The sequence below is a fragment of the Solihabitans fulvus genome, assembly GCF_008386585.1.
GTDB lineage: Bacteria > Actinomycetota > Actinomycetes > Mycobacteriales > Pseudonocardiaceae > Solihabitans > Solihabitans fulvus.
Map to the genome: position 1 here is coordinate 198,057 of NZ_VUOB01000005.1, position 21,170 is coordinate 219,226.

A 21,170-nucleotide genomic window follows, 5' to 3' on the forward strand; every position below is an offset into this window, starting at 1 on the left:
CTCAGCCCGCCGGAGCGACGAGCATCTCGTCGCGCAGCCGCGCCTTGTCGACCTTGCCGATCGCGGTGTGGGGGAACCGCTCGACCAGCGCCAGCCGGTCCGGCAGCTTGTAGGCGGCCAGTCCACGGCCGCGCAGGAAGTCGCGGAGCTGCGCCAGCGACGGCGGCGACGCTCCGGCCGGGATCACGAACGCGGCGGACTTCTCGCCCATGGCCCGGTCCGGCACGGCCACGAGCGCGGCGTCGCGCACCAGCGGGTGGGCCCGCAGGTGCTCCTCGACCTCACCTGCCGGGACCTTCTCCCCGCCGCGGTTGATCACGTCCCTGATCCGCCCCTCGACGATCATGTCGCCGGCCGGGGTCATCCGGACCAGGTCGCCCGTGCGGAAGAAGCCATCCCGCGTGAACACCCTCGTGTTGTGCTCGTCGGCCCGGTAGTACCCGCGCAGCGTGTACGGACCCCGGGTGAGCAGCTCTCCCACTGCGCCGGGGGCCACATCCCGGCCGTCCTCGCCCACCACCCGCAGCTCGTCGGCCGGGCAGAGCGGACGTCCCTCGGTGCCCAGGCGAACCCCGGGCGGGTCGTCCACGCGGGTGAAGCTGAGCAGGCCCTCGCCCATCCCGAACCAGCGGGTCAGCGTGCAGCCCAGCGCCTGCTCCGCCGCGCGCGCCGTGGCCTCGTCGAGCATGGCCCCGCCGACCTCGATCACCAGCCGGGACAGGTCCACGTCGAACAGGTCGGCTGAGGCGGCCCACAGCGGCAGGAACGCCGGCATCAGGGTGGTCAGCGTGACGCCCGCCCGCCCGATCAGCGGGATCGCGTCGTCCGGAGCCGGGCTGCTGGCGAGCACCGCGGTGGCACCGCAGCGCAGCGCGCCCAGCACCCCGGGGCAGCCCAGCGCCGCGTTGTGGGCCACCGGCAGCGCGGCGAGGTAGGCCCCCGAGCCGTCCAGCCGCATCGCCGTGGCCGTTTCGCGCAGCTGGTAGGCGTAGTCGTTGTGGGTGCGCGGGATGAGCTTGGGCAGGCCGGTCGTGCCGCCGGAGAGCAGGCACAGCGCCACCTCGTCGGGGTCGGGCGGGGCCGGGTCGACCGGGTCGGCCCCGGCGAGCTCGGCGAGCGCGGTGAACTCCGCCGGCTCGCCGGCCACCACGACGCTTCGCACACCGGGCACAGCCGCGGCGACCGCGCGGGCCAGGGTGCGGTGGTCGTAGCCGAGATGTACGTCCGGGATCACCAGTCCGGCCGCGTCGGCGGACGCGCACAGGGAGCCGATCTCTGCGAGGCGGTGCGCGGTGAGGGTGAGCACCGGGATGACCCCGAGCCGGAACATGGCGACGCACACCGTGACCAGCTCCACCGAGTTGGGCAGCTGCACCACCCACCGGTCGCCGGCCCTGGCGCCCGCGGCGCGCAGCCCACCCGCGAGCGCGTCGCAGCGCCGGTCCAGTTCGGCGTAGCCGACCTGGTCGGCGCGGGTCGCCACGGCCGGGTGGGTCGGGCGGTCGCGGGCGGGGCCGCGCAGCAGTTCGGCAAGCGTCTCGCCGGTCCAGTACCCGTCCCGCCGGTAGCGCCGGGCAAGCGCAGCCGGCCACGGCACGGCTCCGGTCAGCATCGGGTGGCCTCCTCGCGCAGCGCGAGCGCGGCGCCGACCGCGCGGCGCAGGGCCCGGCCGTTGGCGTCCCACCAGGCCTCGAACACCTCGTCGACGCGGCCAATGTCGGTTTCCAGCACGCTGATCCCGGGAGTCGGCACGTCGGCGCCCAACTCGGCGAGGACGGGCCGCAGGGTGGTGTCCACGACGTGCCGGTGTTCGGGAATGCCGGCGGTCATCAGCGGCACCACGACCGAACCGGACAGGCCATGGCGCGGCAGCAGGTCGAGGAACACCTTGAGCAACCCCGAGTACGCCCCCCGGAACGTGGGGCTGGCCATCACCACCACCCGGTTGGGGCCCATCGCCTCGAAGGCCCGCCCGGCAGTGCGGCCGTCGAGTAGGAACGGCGCCAGCAGCGCCAGGTCGACCAGGTGGGGCCGGGGCGGTGGCTTGGCCGCGCCGGCGCGCAGCCGCGTCGCGAGCAGGTCGCCGGCCCGGACCGCTACTGCGTGCGTCCGCGACCCTGGCCGGGGGTGGCCGACCACCACCGTCATCGGGTTTCCGTCATCGCCGATGGCCATCACGATCTCCTCGGGTTCGTCAGCCGGGCACGGCCAGCCGGGGGTCGGGCGGGGCGGCTGCCGCGCCGTCGCCCCCGCCGAGCAGGCCGCGGTCCCGCAGCAGCGGCATGACTCCCTCGCCGAACCAGTACGCCTCCTCCAGGTGCGGCTGGCCGGACAGGATCAGGTGCCGCACCCCGATCCGGTGGAACTCCTCGATCCGGTCGGCAACCTCGGCGTGGCTGCCGACCAGGGCCGCGCCCGCGCCCGGCCGCAGCAGCCCGTAGCCGGCCCACACGTTGGGATAGATCTCCAGCCCGTCGAGCCGGTCACCGTGCAGGTCCGCCATCCGCCGCTGGCCGACCGAGTCCGACCGCAGGATCCGCCTGCGCGCGGCGGCGACCATGTCCGGGGACAGGTCGGCGACCAGGTCCGCCGCCACCGCCCACGCCTCCTCGGCGGTGTCCCGGCAGATGACGTGGAACCGGGTGCCGCAGGACGGCGCACGGCCCTGTTTCCCGGCCACCTCGCGGACCCCGGCGAACAGCTCGGCGAGCCGCGGCGGCGGCTCGCCCCAGGCCAGGTACACGTCGCCGTGCTCGGCCGCCACCCGCCAGGCCGCGGCCGACGAGCCGCCGACGAACACCGGGGGCGGCACCTCGGGCGGGCGGGTGAGCAGCGCGTCCTTGACCCGGAAATGCGCGCCGGAGAAGGTCACCTGCCGGCCGGCCCACAGTTCCCTGGCGATGGCCAGGAACTCGGCCGACTGCTCGTAGCGCTGGTCGTGCTCCAGCCATTCCCCGTACCGGGCCAGCTCGACCTGGTCGCCGCCGGTGACGACGTTGAGCAGCAGCCGGCCGCCGGTGACGCGCTGCGCGGTCGCCGCCATCTGCGCGGCCAGCGTCGGGGACAGCAGACCCGGCCGCAGGGCCACCATGAACGCCACCCGCGAGCTGTGCTGCGCCAGTGCCGCGGTGAGCAGCCACGGGTCCTCGCAGAACATTCCGGCCGGCACCAGCATGCCTGCGAAGCCGGCCTGTTCCACCGCCCCGCAGACCTGCCCGAGGTAGTTGAGGTCCGGGTCGCGCTGCGCGGCCCGCGTGCCGGCCGAGCCAGAGCCGGTCTTGCGACTGATAGTGCGGCCATCGCCGTGCGACGGCAGAAACCAGTACAGCTGAAGGGACATCGGACGCTCCCGCCCACCGGGACACGGACACGTTCACAGCGGGGACACGATCACGTCAACGGGTCGAGGCGCAGCGCCGAGGACAGCCCACGCCGGTCGATCTTGCCTCGGCCGTTGAGCGGGACCCGGTCGCAGATCACAATGGTGCTCGGCCACTTCTCCCGTGGCAGCTCGGCCATCAGCAGCCGGCGCACCGAGGACCGCTCGACCACCTCGCCGGCGCGCGGCACCACGGCGAGGCCGACGGTCTCCCCGAGTCCCTTGTGCGGTATCGGAAACGCCACCGCGGCGCGCACAGAGGGATGCAGTCGGGCCGCGGCCTCGACCTCCGGCGGCCACACTTTCAGCCCGCCCTGGTTGATGACATCGTGGATCCGGCCGGTCAGCCGCAGGAATCCGGCGTCGTCGAGCAGTCCGACGTCCCCGGTGCGCACCCAGTCCCCGGCCCGCGCGGCGGTCGCGACGTTCGGGCCGCGGATCCAGACCTCCCCGCCCCCGGCGGCCGGCGCCGACCCGCCCGCGCCACGCACGTCCACCTCGCACAGGCTCGGCCGGCCGACCGTGCCCAAACGGCGGACGCCGACCAGGTCCTGCGAGGCGATCTCCCCCGGCGCCTCGGTCATCGCGTACGCGTTGATCAGCGGAACGCCGAAGTGGCGCTCCACGTCGTCGACCAGTTCGTCGGGCAGCGGCCCAGCGCTGGCACGCAGGAAGCGCAGCGCGCGCCAGCGCAGGCCACCGTCGTGCACCAGCGTGTGCACCAGCGCGTGGCCGCTTGGCGAGGCCGCGCACCAGCTCGGCCCGACGTCGGTGACGATCTCCCGTAACTGCCGCGCCCGACCGGGGTCGGCGAAGGCCACCGCCCCGCCCGCGCCGAGCGCGGCCAGCACGCCGGTGACGAACCCGAGCGTGTGGGTCAGCGGGGCGATACTCAACGAGATGTCCTCGGCGGTGAGCGACAACCGGCCGATCACCCCGCTGATCGCGGCGGACAGGTGCGCGCGGTTGACACCGACACACTTGACCGGACCGGTCGTGCCGGAACTGAAGAAGTGCAACACCGTGCCGGCGACAGCACTGCCGGACAGCCGCCCCACGGGGCGGTCCCCGTCGCGCGCGCCGGTCAGCACGTGCACGCGGACTCCGCGAGCCACCGCCCACCGCGACGCGCCGGAGTCCGGGTCGTCGCACAGCACGAGGGCCGGCGGGCAGGCGGCGGCGAGCGCGTCGAATGTCGCGAGTGGACCGTCGCGTTCCACCAGGGCCGCGGATCGCCCGCGCAGCGCGGCAATCGTGGCGACCGCGAACAGGTAGCGGTCGCGGACGGCCACCCACGCCGCGCCGTCGCCCGGTCCGCCCGGCGTCGGCAGGTCCACGGCGAGCCGGACGATGTCGGCGGCGAACTCGCCGCGGTCGACCCGGTCCGCTGGCTCCGCCCCGAGATGAAACGCCGTGGCGGCAACAGGTCCGTCCACCAGGTCCAGCAGGTACTCGAACATCGGTCAAGCATGGGCGCGCCCGATGACCGCAACAAGGACGGCGAACCGTGCGGCGCAGTACCGCACACCACGGGGCCGGGCCCACGATGGTCGGGTGATAACCCTGGGGCTCAACGGGTTCGCCGGAGCCGACCACGACGCGGCGGCCGCACTGGTGATCGACGGGCGCGTGGTGGCCGCTGTCGAGGAGGAGCGGCTCAACCGCCGCCGGCACGCGCCCGGCGACGAGCCGGCGCTCGCCGTCCCCGAGGTGCTGCGCATCGCCGGGGTGAAGACCGGCGACATCGACGCGGTCTGCCACGGCTGGCGGCCGCAGGCGCTGGGCCTTGGTCTGACCGAGCGGCACACCGGCGAGGCGATCCGCGACGCGCTCGCCTCGGTCGACGTGGCCATCCCGAAGGCCACCCCGGTCACCTTCGTCGACCACCATCTCGCGCACTTCTGGAGCGGCGTGCCCTTCATCGCGCCGGGGCTCGCCCGCGACGAGGTGGACGGACTGGTGATCGACGGCGCAGGCGAGTCCACCTCGGGCGCGTACTTCCGGCTGCGCCACGGCTCCGTGGAGAAGGTGTGGAACCTGGGGCTGGCCGGCTCGCTCGGCCTGCTCTACGAGGCGGCGACCTCGGCCATCGGGTTCCGTCGGGGCGACGAGGGCAAGACGATGGGCCTGGCCTCCTACGGCCGCGAGCAGGCCATGGACCGGCTGCCCGCGCTTCCCGACGACCGCTTCGCCGGGCTGATCCCGGTGCTCGGCGACCGCGACGAGATCCGCCGCCAGCACCGTGCCGGCGTGCTGCGGATGCGCGCGCTCGTGCCGGCCGGAGCCTCGTTCAACCGGCGGGCCGACCTCGCGCTTGGCGTGCAGAGCCAGGTCGAGGCGCAGATCATGGGTTACCTCGGCGAGCAGACCGAAGTGCCGGCGGCGTTCGTGCTGGCCGGCGGGGTCGCGCTCAACTGCAGCATCAACGCCACCGTCGCCAGGTGGTGTGCCGGGCGCGGCGCGGCGCTGACCATCCCGCCGCCGGCCAACGACGGCGGGATCGCCATCGGCGCGGCCGTCGCCGCCAGCGCCGACCCTGCCTCGTGCGTCGCGGAGAGCGCGTTTCTCGGGCGGGGGTTCACCCCTGAGGAGATCCGCTCGCGGCTGGCGGCGCTGGGCGCCACGCCGCTTGACCACTCGCCCGGCGAGCTCGCCGACCGGCTGGTCGACCGCGACCAGATATGCGGCTGGTTCGAGGGCAGGGCCGAGATCGGCCCGCGCGCGCTGGGCAAGCGGGCGGTGCTGGCCCGCGCCGACTCGACCAGAACCAGGGACCGGCTCAACGTGCTGAAGGGCAGGGAGAGTTGGCGGCCGCTGGCCCCTTCGGTGCTGCCCGAGGAGTTCGAGGCGTCCTTCCTGGGCACCCCGTCGCCGCACATGCTGATCAACTGCGCGGTGGCGACCTCGGCGTTGCGGCCGCTGGCCGGCGTGGTGCACGTGGACAACACCGCCCGCCCGCAGGTCCTCGGCGCGGACCTGGCCGAGGGGCCCTATGTCGCCCTGCTGCGCGAGCTGCGGCAGCGGACCGGCCATGCCGTGGTCACCTGCACCTCGTTCAACCCGGCGGGCCAGCCCATCGTCTACAGCCCGGAGGACGCCTACCGGGCCGCCGTCGCGATGGGCCTGGACCTGCTGGCCGGCGACGGCTGGTGCGTGTCCGTGCCTCGGCCATGACGGCGATCGCGACCGCGGTGCTCGGACCGACCGTGCGGGCAGCCCTGGCCGCCGGCGGGCCGGCGGCCGTGCTCGGTCTGGCCCGCGAGGCCCGCGGTCCGATCGTCGAGCCGACCGGCGACCCGGACCGCTTCGAGGTCAGCTTCGTCTACGCCGACCGCCGCGGTCCGGGCCGCGCTGGGCTGTTCTGCCCGGCCCTGCCCGGCGGGTACCTGCTGCTGGCGAGGTTGGGCGCGGGCCTGTTCGCCGGCACCGTGACCCTGCCCCGCGCGGCCAGGGTGAAGTACCACTTCTGCCCGGATCCGCCGGAGGCGCTCGACGCCGAGGCTCTGTTCGCGCTCGCCCACTCCCCCACCGCCCGCCGGATCGACTACCTCAACCCGGCGGTGGACCAGGTGCGCATCCGCGGCCTGCGGCTGCGGATGCTGGAGTCGCTGCTGAGCCTGCCTGGCGCGCCGGCCGCGCCGCCGACGGCCGCGCGGCCGGGGGTCCCCGCCGGCCGGGTCGAGCAGTTCACCATCCACAGCGCCGCCCTCGGCCGGCGCAAGGACGTGCTGGTCTACCTCCCGCCGGGCTACACCGAGTGCCGAGGCCCGTGGGACGTGGTGCTGTTGCTGGAGGGCAACGAGGAATGGCGCGCCACGGCGTTCCTGGACAACCTGATGGCGACCGGCCGGTTCGCGCCGTTCCTCGCCGTGCTGTTCGCCGACCGCGGCTTCACCGCCCGGCTGCGCGACCTGGCCAACTACGCCGGCCACACCAGGTTCGTGGTCGACGAGCTGTGGCCGCTGCTGGCCGGCCGCTACGCGATCCTCGACCGCCCGGCCACCGTCGCCGGCTACAGCGCTGGCGGCCTGGCCGCCGCCGCGCTGTGCCTGGACGAACCCGACCGGTTCGCCCGGCTCGCGGTGGTCTCCGGCGCGCTTCACCTGGTGCCGGGCACCGACTTCCGCCGCGCCCGACCGGACACCCGGCTCCTTGAGCGCTACGCCGGCGCCGCTGTCACACCGGAGCGGGTGTACCTGGCCGCCGGACAGTACGAGGACGCCTGGGAGCACACGATCCTGGAGCAGACCACCGAGCTGGCCGCGATCCTGCGCGAACGCGGCGGCGCGGTCCGCTTCGACACCGGTCCCACCGGCCACGACACCGTTTCCGCGCGGGCCTACCTCGCCGACGCTTTGGCCTGGCTGTTGGGCGGCTGACCGGCGACCAGCTCGTCGGCCAGCAGGATGTCCGGCGCGGGCGGCGCATCGATCTCCGGCTGGCCGAGCGCCGTGGTGATCTCGGCGACCAGCCGGCACAGCGCCAGGTGGTACTGCCCCCGGGGCAGCGGGTCCTCGCCGACCAGGATCGCCCGGCGGAGCCCGGCCAGCGCGCGGCCGGCCGCCGCCGGCCACTGGTCGCGGACCACCTCGCGGTAGGACGCCCCGTCCGGCGGGGCGAGGCAGCGCACGCCGGGCACATCCAGGTCCGGCGCGGCGCAGGCGTCCACGGTGACCGCGCCGGCGTAGTCGGCCGGCATGTGCAGCCTCGGCGTCCACAGCACCGGGCCGTGGGCGTTGGCCAGCAACAGGTTCCCGCCTTCGGCGGCCAGGGTGACGCGGTGCATGACGTGGCCGCCGTTGTCCCGCTCCACCGGGTTGAGCTGGTTCTGGACGCGCAGTGTCACCGGCACCCCGGCGATGCGGCCGTTGACGCTGCGCAGCACCTCGGCGGCTCCGGCGTCCGGCGCGGCCGCGAACTCCCAGGGGCTCACGCCGCCCAGCGCCGAGCCGAGGATGTCGACGAGGGTGTACAGCACCTGGAAGCAGGTCAGCGCGTCGACGAACAGCGCCGGCTGGCCCGCGAGCAGGCGGCGGGCGGCCTCGACGAACCGGGCCACCGGCTCCAGGTGCACGTAGTGGGTGTTGAGGTGGTAGACGACCCGGTGGCGACGCGCGTGGCGCAGGCACTCGGCGAGTTCCGCCTGGTGCAGCGGGTGTTCCTGGAGCACGTGGATGCCGCGGGCCATGAGCCGCTGGGCGAGCTCCGCCCCGCGCCCGCCGTTGATCGCGGCGCTGACCACCACGCATGCGATGTCCACGCCGTCCGGGAGCTGGTCGACATCTGTGTACAGCGGCACCTCGTAGTGCCGCGCGCAGTCCCGGGAGCGGGCACTGCCCCTGGCCAGGATGCCGACCAGCTCGACCGGCGCGCTGGGCTGGCGGGTCGCGGCGAGGTAGGTCCGGCCGAAGCCGGTGCCGCACACCACGACCCGGGGACGCCACTGCTCGCCGTGTTGGTCCGGCGCGCTCACAGCGCGCCCTCCTCGACCCGGCGGTAGTCGGCCAGCGACCCGTCCAGCAGGTTCAGCCCGGCCACCCCCGGCTGACCGGGCAGCCCGGCCACCGCCTCGGAGTCGAGCGCCTCGGCCGCGAAGTACGCGCCCACCGGCAGCGTGCCGGCGAGCAGGGCCGCCACGGCGAGCGCGGTCACCGTCGCGGTGAGCCGGTAGGTGCTCGACGCGTGCAGCACCGCCACCTGTCCTCCGGCCGGTCCCGCGAGTTCGAACACCAGCTGCTGAGCGGACTTCCTGCCGAACATCTCGGCGTCGACGGCCCTGGTCAGCTCGCCGGCGAGATCGGCGGGCCGGGCCCCTTGGCGCAGCGCCTCCTGGAGCCGGCTCAGCGTCGCCAGCATCCGGCCGCCCGCCTCAAACACCTGGTACCAGCGGACCTCCGCGAGCGGAATCGACCGGGCGACCCGTTCGATCTCCGCGCTCAGGTAGGGGTAGGCGATGATAGCGCCCGCGAAGAACGGCAGCGTCCCGTGCTCGGGCTCCAGCGCGCGGGGCACCCGCGCGCCCGACCGCCACAGCGCGCCCGGCTCGCCGTCGCCCTCGGCCAGGTCGAGCAGGAACTCGGCCGCCGCTCCCCTGGTCATCCGGTCGGTGGTGGCCAGGTAGCCGGTCAGCACCAGCGCGGTGTCCCTGGACGGATCGGCGGTCCGCGCCAGCCAGCGGGGCAGCAGCCCCGACAGTCCCGGCCGGACTCCGGCGCCGATCACTGCCGTGCCCGGTAGCGCGGCCAGCCGGGCACGCAGCGGCTCGTCGCCGCCAGCGTCGACGTAGCCGGCGCCGGCGCGGAGCACGGCCTCCGCGACCTCGGCGGGCGGGCCGGCGACAGGCCCGACGCAGTTGGCCACCACCGCGCACCCGTCGCAGAACCGGCGCAGACTCTCCGGCCGGGCCAGGTCCACCGAGGCGAGCTCGACACCGGCGCCGAGCTGCCGCGCGGGGCCGGGCCGGCGTGTGCCCAGCCGCAGCCGTCCGAGGCCGCGCGCGGCCAGCGTCTCGACGAGGGCGCCGCCGACGGCGCCCGCGGCGCCGAGCACGCCGATCAGCGGCCGGTCCGTCACGGCGCGTCGCCGAGCAGCTCGGCCAGCGCTTGGGTCGCCGCCAGAAGGCAGTCGCCCGCCGTGGCGTCGACGTCGACGATCTCCAGGTCGCCAAGGCAGATCTCGGCCCAGTACGCGGTCAGCTGCGGCCCGGCGGTCCTCGGCCGAACCAGCGTGATGTCGCCGGCGTAGGGCAGCAGCGGCTGCGCGGCGGCGGCCGTGCTGTGCCGGAACACCTCGAGCGCGACGTCCAGCTCCACGTCCGCGGGCGGCTCGGCCCCGAACTCCCGGCGCAGCAGGCTCGGCGCGTCGCCATCGCCGCTTGGCCCTGGCGGTTCGGTCGCGACCACCACCAGCCGCTCCACCCGCACCCCGACCTCGGTGAGCTGGCGGGCGAGCTCGGCGGCGAGGATCCCGCCGAACCCGTGGCCGACCAGTCGCAGCCGGTCGTGGCCGGCCGCGCGCAGCGCCTGGGTGTACTCGGCGGCGACCTGGTCCAGCAACGCGGTGGGGACCGTGCCGAGGTAGCGGTCCGGGTCGGCGACCACCAGGCCGGCCAGTGCCGCCCCGTCGAGCCGTTCCAGCAGCGGCCGGTATGCCGCCAGCGTTCCGGTGCCGTCGTGCACCACGACCACCGTGCCGGTGCCCGGCCCGAGCGGCACCAGCGAGGACGGCCGGTCCGGCACCGGCGGTTCGCCACAGCGGTCGGGGGCCGATCCCATCCTGGCCGCCAGCGAGGCCACCGTGGAGCTTTGCAGGATCAGCCGAAGCATGTCGTCGTAGAAGATGCCGGCCGCCTCGGGCACGTGCTCCCGGATCTCCCCGGCGAGCTGGGCGGCCAGCAGCGAGTCCCCGCCGAGCTCGAAGAAGTTCTGCGCCCGGCCGATCCGCTCCACCCGCAGCATCCGCTGCCACACTCGCGCCAGCCGCTGCTCCAGCTCCCCGGCCGGCGGCTCGCCGCCGCCCGCCGCCGCGCCGGTGCGCTCGCCCGCGGCGAGCCATGAGCGCAGCGCGCCTCGGTCGACCTTCCCGTTGCCGGTCAGCGGCAGGCGGTCCACTACCTGAAGCTGGTAGGGCAGCATGTGGTCGGGGAGCTGGCCGGTGAGGTGGTGCTCCACGTCCGCGCGGGTCACCGGGCAGCGGTCGGACTTGAACCGGGCGGCGAAGACGTGCATGCCCATCTGGTCGGTGATCGGGTCGTCCTCTGGCAGGCTCAGCACGCCGTCCGCGCCGGCGGCGCGGAGGGCCGCCAGCCACTGCGGGCGGGTGAGGAAGGTCTGCTCCCCGGCCCTGCGCACGTCGTCGAACTCGCCGATCCCCTCGTCGAAGAGGAACTCCATCGAGGTCATGATCTGGTAGCTGTCCCTGGTCGCCTCGATGAACAGAATCCAGCCGCCCGGCCTGAGCAGCTCGCGGAGCGTGGCCAAGGTGGCGTCGGCGCCGTGCGCGTAGTGCAGCACGTTGGCGCACACGATCAGGTCGTAGGAGTTGGGCGGCAGCCGCTGCGTCCGGAAGTCCTGGTTCATGTCGAATCGGCCGTAGCTCACCCAGGGGTGGTCCCGGAACCGGTTCCGCGCGTTGTTCAGGAAGAACTCGGAGACGTCGGTGAAGCGGTACGCCACGTCGAAGCCGGCCAACGCCGGGATCAGGTCCACGCTGGTGCCGCCGACCCCGGCGCCCACCTCCAGCACCTGGAACGGCCCCGCCGCCGCGTCGTGCCGGCCGGCCAGTTCCGTCGCGACCCCGATCAGCAGCCGGTTGACGTAGCGGCTGAGGAACATGCCGTTGTAGGCGACCTCGTGGATCTCCGTGCGGCCCTCCGGGAAGAGCAGGGTGAGCGGGTCGAGCTCGCCGCGAATCAGCTCGGACAGGTGGCGTGCCGTGGTGCGGAAGTACTGGATCAGCTCGGTGCGCCGTTCGACCTCGGGGACCAGGCCTTCCACCCGCCGCCAGCCCGCCGCCACGGTTGTCCCGTCCGCCTCGGCGATCCGGCGGTAGGTGTCGGCCTCCTCGTCGTGGTCGAGCAGGCCCTCCTCGGCCAGCGCCCGCACCCAGCGCCGCACCAGCCGGTGGTGTCGGGGGGCCACCCGCGCCCCGGTCAGGATGTCCCCCATGGTGTGCGCCCGCGCCGGGTCGGCGAACAGGCCCTCCTGGCACAGGGCGTGCAGCATCTGCGCCAACGCGGTCGCGTCCAGCGCGTGCGCGAAGGCGAGCATCTCATCGTCGCGGACCTCCGCGCGCAACGCCCGAGAGCCCTCGACTGCGGCCGTGCGCAGCGCGTCGACCCCGGCCGCGACCGGCTCGCGCGCGGCGGGCTCGACGAACGCGGCGAGCCGGACCGGGTCCGGCCGCTGGCCGACCGCGACCACCGCGGCCGCGCGCACTGCCGGGTGGCCGACCAGTGCCGCCTCCACCTCGGCCAGCTCCACCCGGTGCCCTCGGATCTTGACCTGGGAATCCTCGCGGCCCAGGAACTCGATGGCGCCGCCGGGCAGGTAACGCCCGAGGTCGCCGGTGCGGTAGAGCCGGCGCCCGCTGACGGGGTGCGTGATGAACCGCTCCGCGGTCTTCTCGGCGTCGCCGAGGTAGCCCGTGGACAGGCCGGCCCCGCCGATGAACAGCTCGCCGGCCACCAGGTCGGGAACCGGGTCGAGGTCGGCGTCCAGCACCTCGACGGTCTGGTTGGCCAGCGGCCGCCCGTACGGGATGCTCGCCGCGCCCTCGTCGGCCGGCTCGATCGGATGCATGATCGACCAGATCGAGGCTTCCGTGGCGCCGCCGAGGCTGATCAGCCGGAGCCCTGGCAGCCGCAGCCGGGCGGCCGGGGGCAGCGACACCAGGATCCAGTCGCCGGACAGCAGGGCCAGCCGCAGCGTCGCGAGCACGCGGTCCGGCTCGGTGCGCAGGTAGGCGATGAGCATCTCGAACTGCGCTGGCACCGAGTTCCACAGTGTGATGCCGTGCTGGTCGATCAGGTCGGCCCAGTGCGCCGGGTCCGTTCGCCGGTCCGCGTCGGGCAGGACGAGGCAGCCGCCGGCCGACAGGGTGCCGAAGATGTCGTACACGGACAGGTCGAACGCCAGGTTCGACAGGCCGAGCACGCGATCGCCGGGCCCGACCTCGAACCGCCGGTTGACCTCGTCGATGGTGTTCAGCGCGGCCCGGTGAGTGATCGTCACACCCTTGGGCGACCCGGTCGAGCCGGAGGTGTAGATGACATAGGCGAGGTCGTCGGGCGCCGCGCCGGTCACAGTGGGCGGCTCGGTCGAGTTCGGCAGCGTGTCCACGGCCACCGACGGCAGGCCATGGGTTTCGCCGGGGCGCCACGACTGGGTGAGGAGCCCGACGGCGCCGACGTCGGCGAGGATCCGCCGCTGCCTTGCGATCGGCTGACTGGTCTCGATGGGGACGTAGGCGCAGCCGCTGAACAGCACGCCCAGCACCGCGGCGACCTGCCTGGCGCCCTTGTCCATCGCAACGGCGACGATCGAGCCGGCCGGGGTGCCCCAGCCTCGGATCGCCGCCGCGACCGCGCCGGCCCAACCGACCAGCTCCCGATAGGTCAGGGTGCGGTCTCCCGCGTGCACGGCCGGCCGGTCCGGGTGTTCACGGGCCCGGGCCAGCACTCCGTCCGGCAACAGGCTTTCGCCGATCGCGGCGGCGGCATCGGCTGGGGGGCGGCTGGCGAGCTGCGCGGCCGGCACCGGGACCGCGCCGGCAGCGTCCCACGGGCGCGCGCTGGCCGCCAAGTCCCGCAGCAGCGCCTCGAACGCGTCGAACATGGCCTCGGGCAACCCGTCGGAGAACACGCCCTCGCGGACGTCCCAGTTGAACGACAGACCGGTGGCGTGCTCCATGACCTGGCAGTCCAGCCACACCTGCGGGGTCTGGCTGATGCCGTGCACCAGCCGTTCGATGCCGCCGCCGGCCTCCCGGTCCCTGGCCAGCCCGACGCTGCTGGTGAAGACGAACGGGAAGATCGTCAGCCCGTCCGCGCCGCGCTTGCGCAGCTCGCGCATGACGTCGATGCCCGAGCAGGACCGGTGGTCCATGTCCTCCCAGAGCGTGGCCTGGATCCGCGCCGCCCGGTCGCGGAACGGCTCGCCGGACTGGTGCCGCACGGCGAGCAGCTCGACAGAGGTGAAGTCGCCGACGACCTGCCCGATCTGCGGGTGCGCGCCAGGCCGGTTGAGCACGGTGACGTTGAGCGTGAAGTCCTTGCGGCGGCACCACTTGCGAATCACCTCGGCGTAGGCGGCGAGCACCGCGCAGGTCGGCGTCACCCCGGCCGTCCTCGCCCGGTCGCGCAGCAATGTCCACTCCGGACCGGACAGCGCCGCGACGAGCCGGCGGAACCGCGGCAGGGCGCGCTCGACCGGCAGCACCGGGACGTCGGGTGGCCCCGGCAGGGTGTCGATCCGATCCCACCAGTACGCGCGGTCGCGGTGCGCGGTCGGGCCCGACCTGGCCGCCCGGTCGGCGAGCAGCACGTCGCGGAAGGTGATCTCCAGCCCGGCCGGCAGCGCGGCGGGATCCCGGTACAGCGCGTCCAACTCGGCCAGCAGCTGCTGGATGCTGACGAAGTCGGCGACCAGGAAGTCGATCGAGAAGTGCAGGATGGCCGCGGCGTCGGACCTGGTCAGCACCAGATCGAACAGGGGCCACTCACCCGGCTGGTAGACCCGGTGGTCCAGATCGGCGCGGGTCGTCTCGATCGCCGCCCGCAGCTGCTCGGCCGTGGCCGCGCCGAGGTCGACCACCCGGATGCGGTAGGCCGGCACCTGCTCGCGGACCTGCTGTGTCCCGTCCGCGCCGACCACCGCGCGGAGCATGTCGTGGCGGTCGACGAGCGCCCGCCACGCCGCCTCAAGCCGGGCCGGTTCGACCTGGTCGAACCGCAGCTCGCCGTAGCCGTGGCAGCCCACCGCGCCGTAGGGGAAGCCGCCGCCGCGCCCGGTGAGGTAGGCGGACTGCACGTCGGTGAGCGGGAACGGCTCGTACCGACCGGCTGGATCGGGCCGCACGGCGGTGGGGCGGGCGGCAGCCTCCAGCGCCCCGATCACCTCCTGGCGCCGGGCCCGCAGCGCCGCCAGCCGCTCGGCGGTCATGACCCCGTGCGGGGCTCGGTATCGCAGGATGGCCCCGTCCAACCACAGCTCGACGCCCATGCTCTCCAGGTCGGCCAGCACCTCGACGGGGCCGCGAAGATCCTCGGTAGTCATGGCAGCTCGCGCTCCCCGTTCGGCCTGCCCGGATCCCGGTCGAGCCCGAGCCGGACCGAGCCGATGTACTCGAACGCGTCGAGCGCCGAGAACGGCTGCATGAACGGTCCGGCGCGAACGTCGCGGTACAGCCGGGACATCGGATTCGACGACAGGTAGCCGCCGCCGCCGGACGCGGTCAGGCAGCGGTCCACCGTGGTGATCGCGGCCCGCTTGGCCGCCATGTTCGCGCACTGCACCTCGCGCATGAGGCCGGCGAGTTCGACGGCAGGCAGGTCGGGCGTGCCCGCCCCGAGCCGTTCGTCCAGCAGGACGGCGGTCCTGGCCAGCACCGCGCGGCTCGTCGCGATGTCGATCTCGTTCTCCCCGACCAGCGCCCGCGCCGCGGGCCGGACGGACCTCGGCCGGGACAGCGCCTGGGTGAGCAGGTCCTGCGCCTGCTCGGACATGCCGAGGAATGCCGAGGCGAGGACCAGCGCGCCGACCATGGTCAGCGGGAGGATGGCTGGGGGCAGCGCGCCAACCGGCCCGGCCGGCACGACCATCTCCTGCGCGACCTGGCAGCCGTCGAACACGACGTCGCCGCTGCCGGAGGCGCGCACGCCCAGGGCGTCCCAGTTCTCCAGCACCCGCAGCCCGGGGGTCGTCCTGGGCACCACGGCGAATCCGACCTCGTCGGCGCCGAGGCGGACCGTGCTGAGGAACAGGGTGGCCGCCGGGGAGTTGGTGCAGAACGCCTTCCGCCCGCTGATCCGGTAGCCGGAGCCGGCCGGTTCGGCGGTGGTGGCCGGGTTGCCAAGCGGGGTTCCGCGCTCGGAGATGGCCACGCAGGCGATCGCGCGCCGGCGCGCGCAGGCGCGCAGCATCAGATCGAGGTGCCGGGCCGGCGGCGCGGCGACCGGCCAGGAAGGTGAGGTGCGCAGCCGCGCCAGGTACCAGAACGCGGTGAGGTGCATGGCCGCGCCGATCGCGGTGGAGCCGTCCCCTCGGGCCAGCCGGCTGATCGCCACCACCAGGTCGTGGATCGACCGCAGGCCAAGGCCGCCGAGGTCGACCGGCACAGTGGCGGCCAGGAACCCGGAGCGTTGCAACGCCGCCCAGTTGTCCGTGGGAAAGGCGTTGTCGCGGTCGAACCGGTCCGCCGTCACCGCGAAGTCGGCCGCGTGCTTGTCGGCGAGTTCCACGCACTGCGCGCCACCGGACGAAACGCATCCCAGCTCGAATTCCATGTCGCCCTCATGAGGTCATGGCCCACCATCGGCGGCATTCGCGGTCGGCCCGAACGAGACTGGCAGCGGCCGGATCGGCCGGGCAAGCGCGCCGAGGTGTGCAACTAGGGAGAATCAGCAGTTGGTCTTCGCGTCACCTGGTCGACGCTCGTGACCAGGTCCTGGGTGAGCACCCGGCGCAGCGGCTTGCCGAACGGGGCGCGCGGGATCTCCGGGACGACCCGCACGATCTGTGGCCGGAACGGGCCCGTCATGTCGGCCAGGCGTCGCTTCGCCTCACCAATCTCCGGGCTGGAGTCCGATCCGCGCAGGAAGACCGCGATGCGGTCCCAGCCGCCCGCGGTCGGCACGCCCGCGACCGCGAACTCCACCTCCTCCGGTATTCGCCGGAACAGGATCTCCTCGACGTACTCGGGAGGCAGCCGGCCGCCGCGCAGGAAGATCAGCTCCTTGACCCGCCCGACCAGCCGGACCTCGCCGCCGGGGTCGACGAAACCGAGATCGCCGCTGCGCGCCCAGCCGCCGGGGAACCAGTCGCGGTTCATCGACTCGTCCCGGAAGTAGGCCAGCGGCGCTGTGCCGCTGGCCCGGACCGCCAGCTCGCCGACCTCCCCGGCCGGCAGCTCTCGCCCGTCCGCGTCGAGCACCCGCACCTCGGTGCCGGCGACCGGGCGGCCGACCGAGTCGCGGTGACCGCCGCCCACCACCTTCACGCACAGCGCCGCGCCGCCCTCGGTCAGGGCGTACACAGAGACCACTCTGGCCCGCGTGAACCGCTCCGCGAGCGCCTGGGCCACAGCCTCGGGCACCGGGCCGCCCACCACCCTGATGATCACCACCCGCCGCGCCCACGGCTCCCGCGGCGCCACCACGCGGGCGACGCCGCTGGCCGCGTGCGGGGTGAGGTGCAGCTCGTCCGCCGGATGGTCGCGGCAGCTCGCGGCGAGCGCCGCGGCGGTTGGGGCGCAGCGGCTGGTCACCCCTCGGGCGAGGTGGTGCAGCAGGACTCCGTGCAGCCCGCCGGAGACGCCGACCGGGATGCCGGTGTGCGCCACCACCCGGCGCACCTGGCTGGCCAGGATCTCCGGGCGAACCAGCCCGGTCCACTGCGTGTGCCGGGAGGCCACCGGCTTGGGTGAGCCGGTGGTGCCCGAGGTGAACACGATGTCGAGCAGGTCGTCGGGTTCGGCCAGCGGCGCCCCGAAGTGCCCGCCGGCGGCTATCAGTTCCTCGACGCACAGCCACGCCGGGCCGGCCGAGCGCCGGCCCGCGCCGCGGACGAGTACCGACACGTCCGCCAGCTCCCTGGCGCTGCGCTCGCTGACCTCGCCGGCGGTCAGCACGGCGGCAGCGCCGAGCCACACCACCGACAGGTACCCGATCGCGACCTCCCGCCAGGTCAGCGAGGTGGTGTCGACGGCGACGAACCCGCCGCGCCGCACGCCCTCCGCGTGCAGGCGGAAGGCTCCGCGCCGCACCAGGTCCAGCAGCCGCACCGAGGAGAGCTCCCCGCCGGCCGTGTCGGCGAGCACCGCGACGTCCGGCCTGTGCTCGACGCAGTCGAGCAGAATATCCGGTACCGTCCGCCATCGGCGATGAGAATTCCCTGCGGTCACCGAAGCCCTGCTTTCGACGCAATTCGGGGAGAGGTGCGTGCCATGTATCTGAACGTTCTCACCCAATGCATTCCCGCGCCACTGTTCGAGGGGATGTGGCGACATCCCGAGGATCAGTCGGCGCTCGGCTACCGGTCGCTGGACTACTGGGTGAACATGGCCCAACAGCTGGAGAGCGCGTGTATTGACGCGCTGTTCTTCGCGGACATTCACGGCGTGTACGACGTGTACCAGGATTCACCCGCGCCGTCCATCCAGCATTCCGTTCAGGTGCCCGCGATAGATCCGGTGCTGGTTATCCCGGCAGCGGCGGCCGCCACCAGGAACCTGGGTTTCGCGGTCAGCTACTCCACCTCGTATCATGCGCCGTACCAGTGCGCCCGGCTGTTCTCCAGCCTGGACCACCTCACCGGCGGGCGCATCGGCTGGAACATCGTCACCTCGGATCTGCGGCTGGCCGTGGGCACCGGGCTGGCCGAGCAGTGCCCGCACGACGAGCGCTACGACCGCGCCGACGAGTACCTGGACCTGGTCGTGCGGCTCTGGGAGGACAGCTGGGAGGCCGGCGCCGTGCGCCACGACGCCGCCTCGGACACCTTCGCCGACCCGGCGCGCGTGCATCGCGTCGACCATGCCGGCCGGTGGTACCGGATGTCCGCGCCGCACCAGTGCGAGCCGTCGCCGCAGCGCACTCCGGTGCTCTACCAGGCGGGATCCTCCGACCGGGGGCTGACCTTCGCCGCGCGGCACGCCGAGCTGGTGTTCGTCGCGCTCAGCGGGTTCAGGCAGGGCCGCGAACGCGTCGAGGACCTGCGCGACCGCGCGCGGCGGCAGGGCCGCGACCCGGAAGGGCTGCGGATCCTCCAGGGCATGTGCCTCATCTTGGGCGAGGACGCCGCGCAGGCGCGGGCCAGGGCCGAGGAGTACGAGAGGTTCAGCAGCCGGGGCGGGCTGACCGCGAAATGGTGCGGCTGGACCGGATTGGATCTCGCCTCGTACCCGGCCGAGGCGCCGCTGTCGGACCTGCCGGCCGGCCAGATGCGTTCGGTCACCGACTTTCTCCGGCAGGCCGGCGCGGGTCGCGAACTCACGGTCGGCGACCTCCGAGAACACGTCGCTACGCCGCGCCGGCCGAACCCGCACGCGAGGCTCATGCTGTTCGGCACTCCTGAGCAGGTTGCCGACCGGATGGAGATGTGGCTCGAACGGACGAAAATCGACGGGTTCAATCTCATGCCGTGCCCGCCTACACTCGGCACCCGGGATCTGTGCGAACTCCTGGTGCCCGAACTACAGCGTCGCGGCCTGGCGCGAAAGAGCTATGACACAGCTGAGCGAACACTGCGAGAACGCTATTTCGGCAGCGGCGTCACCCGCTACGTGCGAGCCGCCGAAAACAACGGAGGCAACCGTCATGGCGGCTGAGCCGTTCGACCTTTCCACGACATTCGTGCACCTGGGCTCCGGCGCCAGGGCGCTGCCGCTGCCGGGATTCTCCTGGACCTCCGACTACCTCAGGGGCTACCTGCGCACCTTCGCCGCCGAACGCGATGAGCGCCGCCTGGTCGGCATCGTGTCCCTGGCCGAGACGTGGCGGCACTGGGAGTGCCACGTCGGCGGCGACGAGCTGGTGGTCCAGCTGTCCGGCCGGTCGGCGATCGTGCAGGAGGTGAACGGCGAGCACCACACGATCGAGCTAGGGCCTGGCCAGGCCCTGATCAACCCTCGGGGCACCTGGCACACCAGCGACGTGTACGAGCCGGGGCAGAGCCTGTTCGTCGCGGCCGGCCGGCAGACCAAGTACCGGCCGAGGGACCTGGCCCCGACGCCGGCCGCCGAGTTCGCCGGCCATGATCGTCCATGAGGAACCGGCCTCGGTCGGCCAGCGGATGCTGTGGCTGGTCAACCGGTTCCACGGCGGCCAGGGCAACCTGAACTATCCACTGCTGCTGCGGTTGCGCGGGCGGGCCGGCCCCGACGTGCTGCAGCCGGTTGTCGACGAGTTGGTCGCCCGGCACGAAAGCCTTCGGACCACCTTCGCCCGCCGTCGGGGCCTGCTCACCCAGCTGGTGCACCAGGCGGAGCCGGTGGCCATCGCCTCGGTCGGCCCGGCCACCGAGGAGGAGCTGCGTCGGCGCGTGCAGACCGAGGTGCGCGAGCCGATCGATCCCACCCGGTGCCCGCTGCGGGTGACGCTCTGGTCGCTCGGCGAGCGCGACCACCTGCTCTGCCTCAACGCCCATCACCTGGTGACCGACGCCTGGTCCTGCCGGGTCCTCGTGGAGGAGTTCGTCGCCCTGCTCGCCGGAGCGCCGCTGCCGTGCCCCGGCTGGAGCTACCGGCACTACACGCGGTGGCAGCGGCGCCCGAGTTCGGTCGAGCGGGCCAGGACCGACCTGCAGTACTGGCAGCGGCAGCTCGCCCAGGTCAGGGCGCCAAGGCTGGCGCGACTCGCGGCGAACCCCGTGCTTGCCGAACCCGGCGTTCGCACGATTCCGCTGGAGATCGACGCGGCCACGGCCGAGCAGCTGCGTGATATCGCCCGCGCGGGGCGGACCACGCTGTTCAGCGTGCTCCTCGCCCTGTTCTACCGGGTGATCCACCAGGAATGCGGCGACACGGACCTGGCGATCTCCGCGCCGTTCGCCAACCGGGTGCGGCCCGAGGTGATGCGCACCGTCGGTTCCCTGGCCAACCTGCTGGTGCTGCGCACCCGCGTCCAGCGCGGTGCGCCGCTGGCCGACCTGCTGCGGCGGACCAGCGCCACTGTCAACGACGCCCTCGCCCACCAGGCCTTCTCGCACTTCCTGCCGCCCACCGACGACACCGAGGTGGAACGGCGGGTGGAGGGCGTGGTGTTCCAACTGCTCCCCGACCTGCCGGCGCCGACCACGGTCGCCGGCGTCGAGGTCACCGTGCAGCCGCCGGAACTGGCCAGCCGCTTCGATCTTGAGCTGTCCGTGGTGTCCCATCACGGCGGACTGCGGGTGCTGGTGCAGTACGCGCCGGAGCGTATCGATGGTGGCCTCGCCGAGCGGCTCGCCGCCGGCTACCGCGCCGCCATCGACCAGATCGGCGCCGAGATCACTGGCTGACGGCGGCCAAATCCTGGCCTTTGCCAATCACACGTAGTTGCACATATCTTGCACGCAGGCGGGCTCCGTGGGTGACC

Annotated in this window: 14 protein-coding genes; 5 read left to right on the top strand and 9 right to left on the bottom strand. The window is 73.7% G+C overall.

Annotated elements, in window-relative coordinates:
• Nucleotide 1 precedes the first annotated feature (1 nt).
• Genes F0L68_RS04365 through F0L68_RS04380 form a run of 4 tightly spaced genes read right to left on the bottom strand, consistent with a single transcriptional unit; the run spans nt 2 to nt 4,839 of the window.
• A complete protein-coding gene (locus F0L68_RS04365; RefSeq protein ID WP_149848081.1) occupies nt 2-1,612 on the bottom strand; it encodes a (2,3-dihydroxybenzoyl)adenylate synthase in 1,611 nt (536 codons plus the stop codon).
• Nucleotides 1,606-2,175, bottom strand: coding sequence for an NAD(P)H-dependent oxidoreductase (locus F0L68_RS04370; protein ID WP_149848082.1), 570 nt, complete (start codon nt 2,173-2,175; stop codon nt 1,606-1,608). The genes F0L68_RS04365 and F0L68_RS04370 overlap by 7 nt, the downstream gene beginning before the upstream one ends.
• A 19-nt stretch (nt 2,176-2,194) precedes the next feature.
• The gene (locus F0L68_RS04375; protein WP_149848083.1) at nt 2,195-3,340 is read right to left on the bottom strand and encodes an LLM class flavin-dependent oxidoreductase; all 1,146 of its coding nucleotides are present in this window, start codon (nt 3,338-3,340) and stop codon (nt 2,195-2,197) included.
• A gap of 50 nt (nt 3,341-3,390) precedes the next feature.
• Nucleotides 3,391-4,839 carry an AMP-binding protein gene (locus F0L68_RS04380; protein WP_149848084.1) on the bottom strand — a complete coding sequence of 483 codons (1,449 nt, stop codon included), beginning with the start codon at nt 4,837-4,839 and terminating at the stop codon, nt 3,391-3,393.
• A gap of 94 nt (nt 4,840-4,933) precedes the next feature.
• Here F0L68_RS04380 and F0L68_RS04385 point away from each other — a divergent pair, with 94 nt between their 5' ends.
• Both F0L68_RS04385 and F0L68_RS04390 read left to right on the top strand, forming a co-directional pair.
• Nucleotides 4,934-6,553 carry a carbamoyltransferase C-terminal domain-containing protein gene (locus tag F0L68_RS04385; protein ID WP_188316385.1) on the top strand — a complete coding sequence of 540 codons (1,620 nt, stop codon included), beginning with the start codon at nt 4,934-4,936 and terminating at the stop codon, nt 6,551-6,553.
• Nucleotides 6,550-7,758, top strand: coding sequence for an alpha/beta hydrolase (locus tag F0L68_RS04390; RefSeq protein WP_149848086.1), 1,209 nt, complete (start codon nt 6,550-6,552; stop codon nt 7,756-7,758). The genes F0L68_RS04385 and F0L68_RS04390 overlap by 4 nt, the downstream gene beginning before the upstream one ends.
• Here the strand turns inward: F0L68_RS04390 and F0L68_RS04395 are convergent.
• The 5 genes from F0L68_RS04395 to F0L68_RS04415 form a co-directional block, all read right to left on the bottom strand.
• Nucleotides 7,719-8,852 carry a Gfo/Idh/MocA family oxidoreductase gene (locus F0L68_RS04395; protein WP_149848087.1) on the bottom strand — a complete coding sequence of 378 codons (1,134 nt, stop codon included), beginning with the start codon at nt 8,850-8,852 and terminating at the stop codon, nt 7,719-7,721. The genes F0L68_RS04390 and F0L68_RS04395 overlap by 40 nt on opposite strands.
• On the bottom strand, nt 8,849-9,952 hold the full coding sequence (locus tag F0L68_RS42135) for an NAD-dependent epimerase/dehydratase family protein (protein WP_188316386.1): 1,104 nt from the start codon (nt 9,950-9,952) through the stop codon (nt 8,849-8,851). The genes F0L68_RS04395 and F0L68_RS42135 overlap by 4 nt, the downstream gene beginning before the upstream one ends.
• On the bottom strand, nt 9,949-15,153 hold the full coding sequence (locus tag F0L68_RS04405) for a non-ribosomal peptide synthetase (RefSeq protein WP_149848089.1): 5,205 nt from the start codon (nt 15,151-15,153) through the stop codon (nt 9,949-9,951). The genes F0L68_RS42135 and F0L68_RS04405 overlap by 4 nt, the downstream gene beginning before the upstream one ends.
• Nucleotides 15,150-16,382: an acyl-CoA dehydrogenase family protein gene (locus tag F0L68_RS04410; protein ID WP_149848090.1), complete on the bottom strand. Its 1,233-nt coding sequence runs from the start codon at nt 16,380-16,382 to the stop codon at nt 15,150-15,152. The genes F0L68_RS04405 and F0L68_RS04410 overlap by 4 nt, the downstream gene beginning before the upstream one ends.
• 104 nt (nt 16,383-16,486) lie before the next feature.
• The gene (locus F0L68_RS04415) at nt 16,487-17,914 is read right to left on the bottom strand and encodes a class I adenylate-forming enzyme family protein (RefSeq protein WP_149848091.1); all 1,428 of its coding nucleotides are present in this window, start codon (nt 17,912-17,914) and stop codon (nt 16,487-16,489) included.
• 15 nt (nt 17,915-17,929) lie between these two features.
• On the opposite strand from F0L68_RS04415, the gene F0L68_RS04420 reads away from it, so the two are divergent.
• Genes F0L68_RS04420 through F0L68_RS04430 form a run of 3 tightly spaced genes read left to right on the top strand, consistent with a single transcriptional unit; the run spans nt 17,930 to nt 21,093 of the window.
• The gene (locus F0L68_RS04420) at nt 17,930-19,423 is read left to right on the top strand and encodes an NtaA/DmoA family FMN-dependent monooxygenase (protein WP_223198483.1); all 1,494 of its coding nucleotides are present in this window, start codon (nt 17,930-17,932) and stop codon (nt 19,421-19,423) included.
• On the top strand, nt 19,413-19,862 hold the full coding sequence (locus F0L68_RS04425; RefSeq protein WP_149848092.1) for a cupin domain-containing protein: 450 nt from the start codon (nt 19,413-19,415) through the stop codon (nt 19,860-19,862). The genes F0L68_RS04420 and F0L68_RS04425 overlap by 11 nt, the downstream gene beginning before the upstream one ends.
• Nucleotides 19,849-21,093: a condensation domain-containing protein gene (locus tag F0L68_RS04430; RefSeq protein WP_149848093.1), complete on the top strand. Its 1,245-nt coding sequence runs from the start codon at nt 19,849-19,851 to the stop codon at nt 21,091-21,093. The genes F0L68_RS04425 and F0L68_RS04430 overlap by 14 nt, the downstream gene beginning before the upstream one ends.
• The last annotated feature ends 77 nt before the right edge of the window (nt 21,094-21,170 follow it).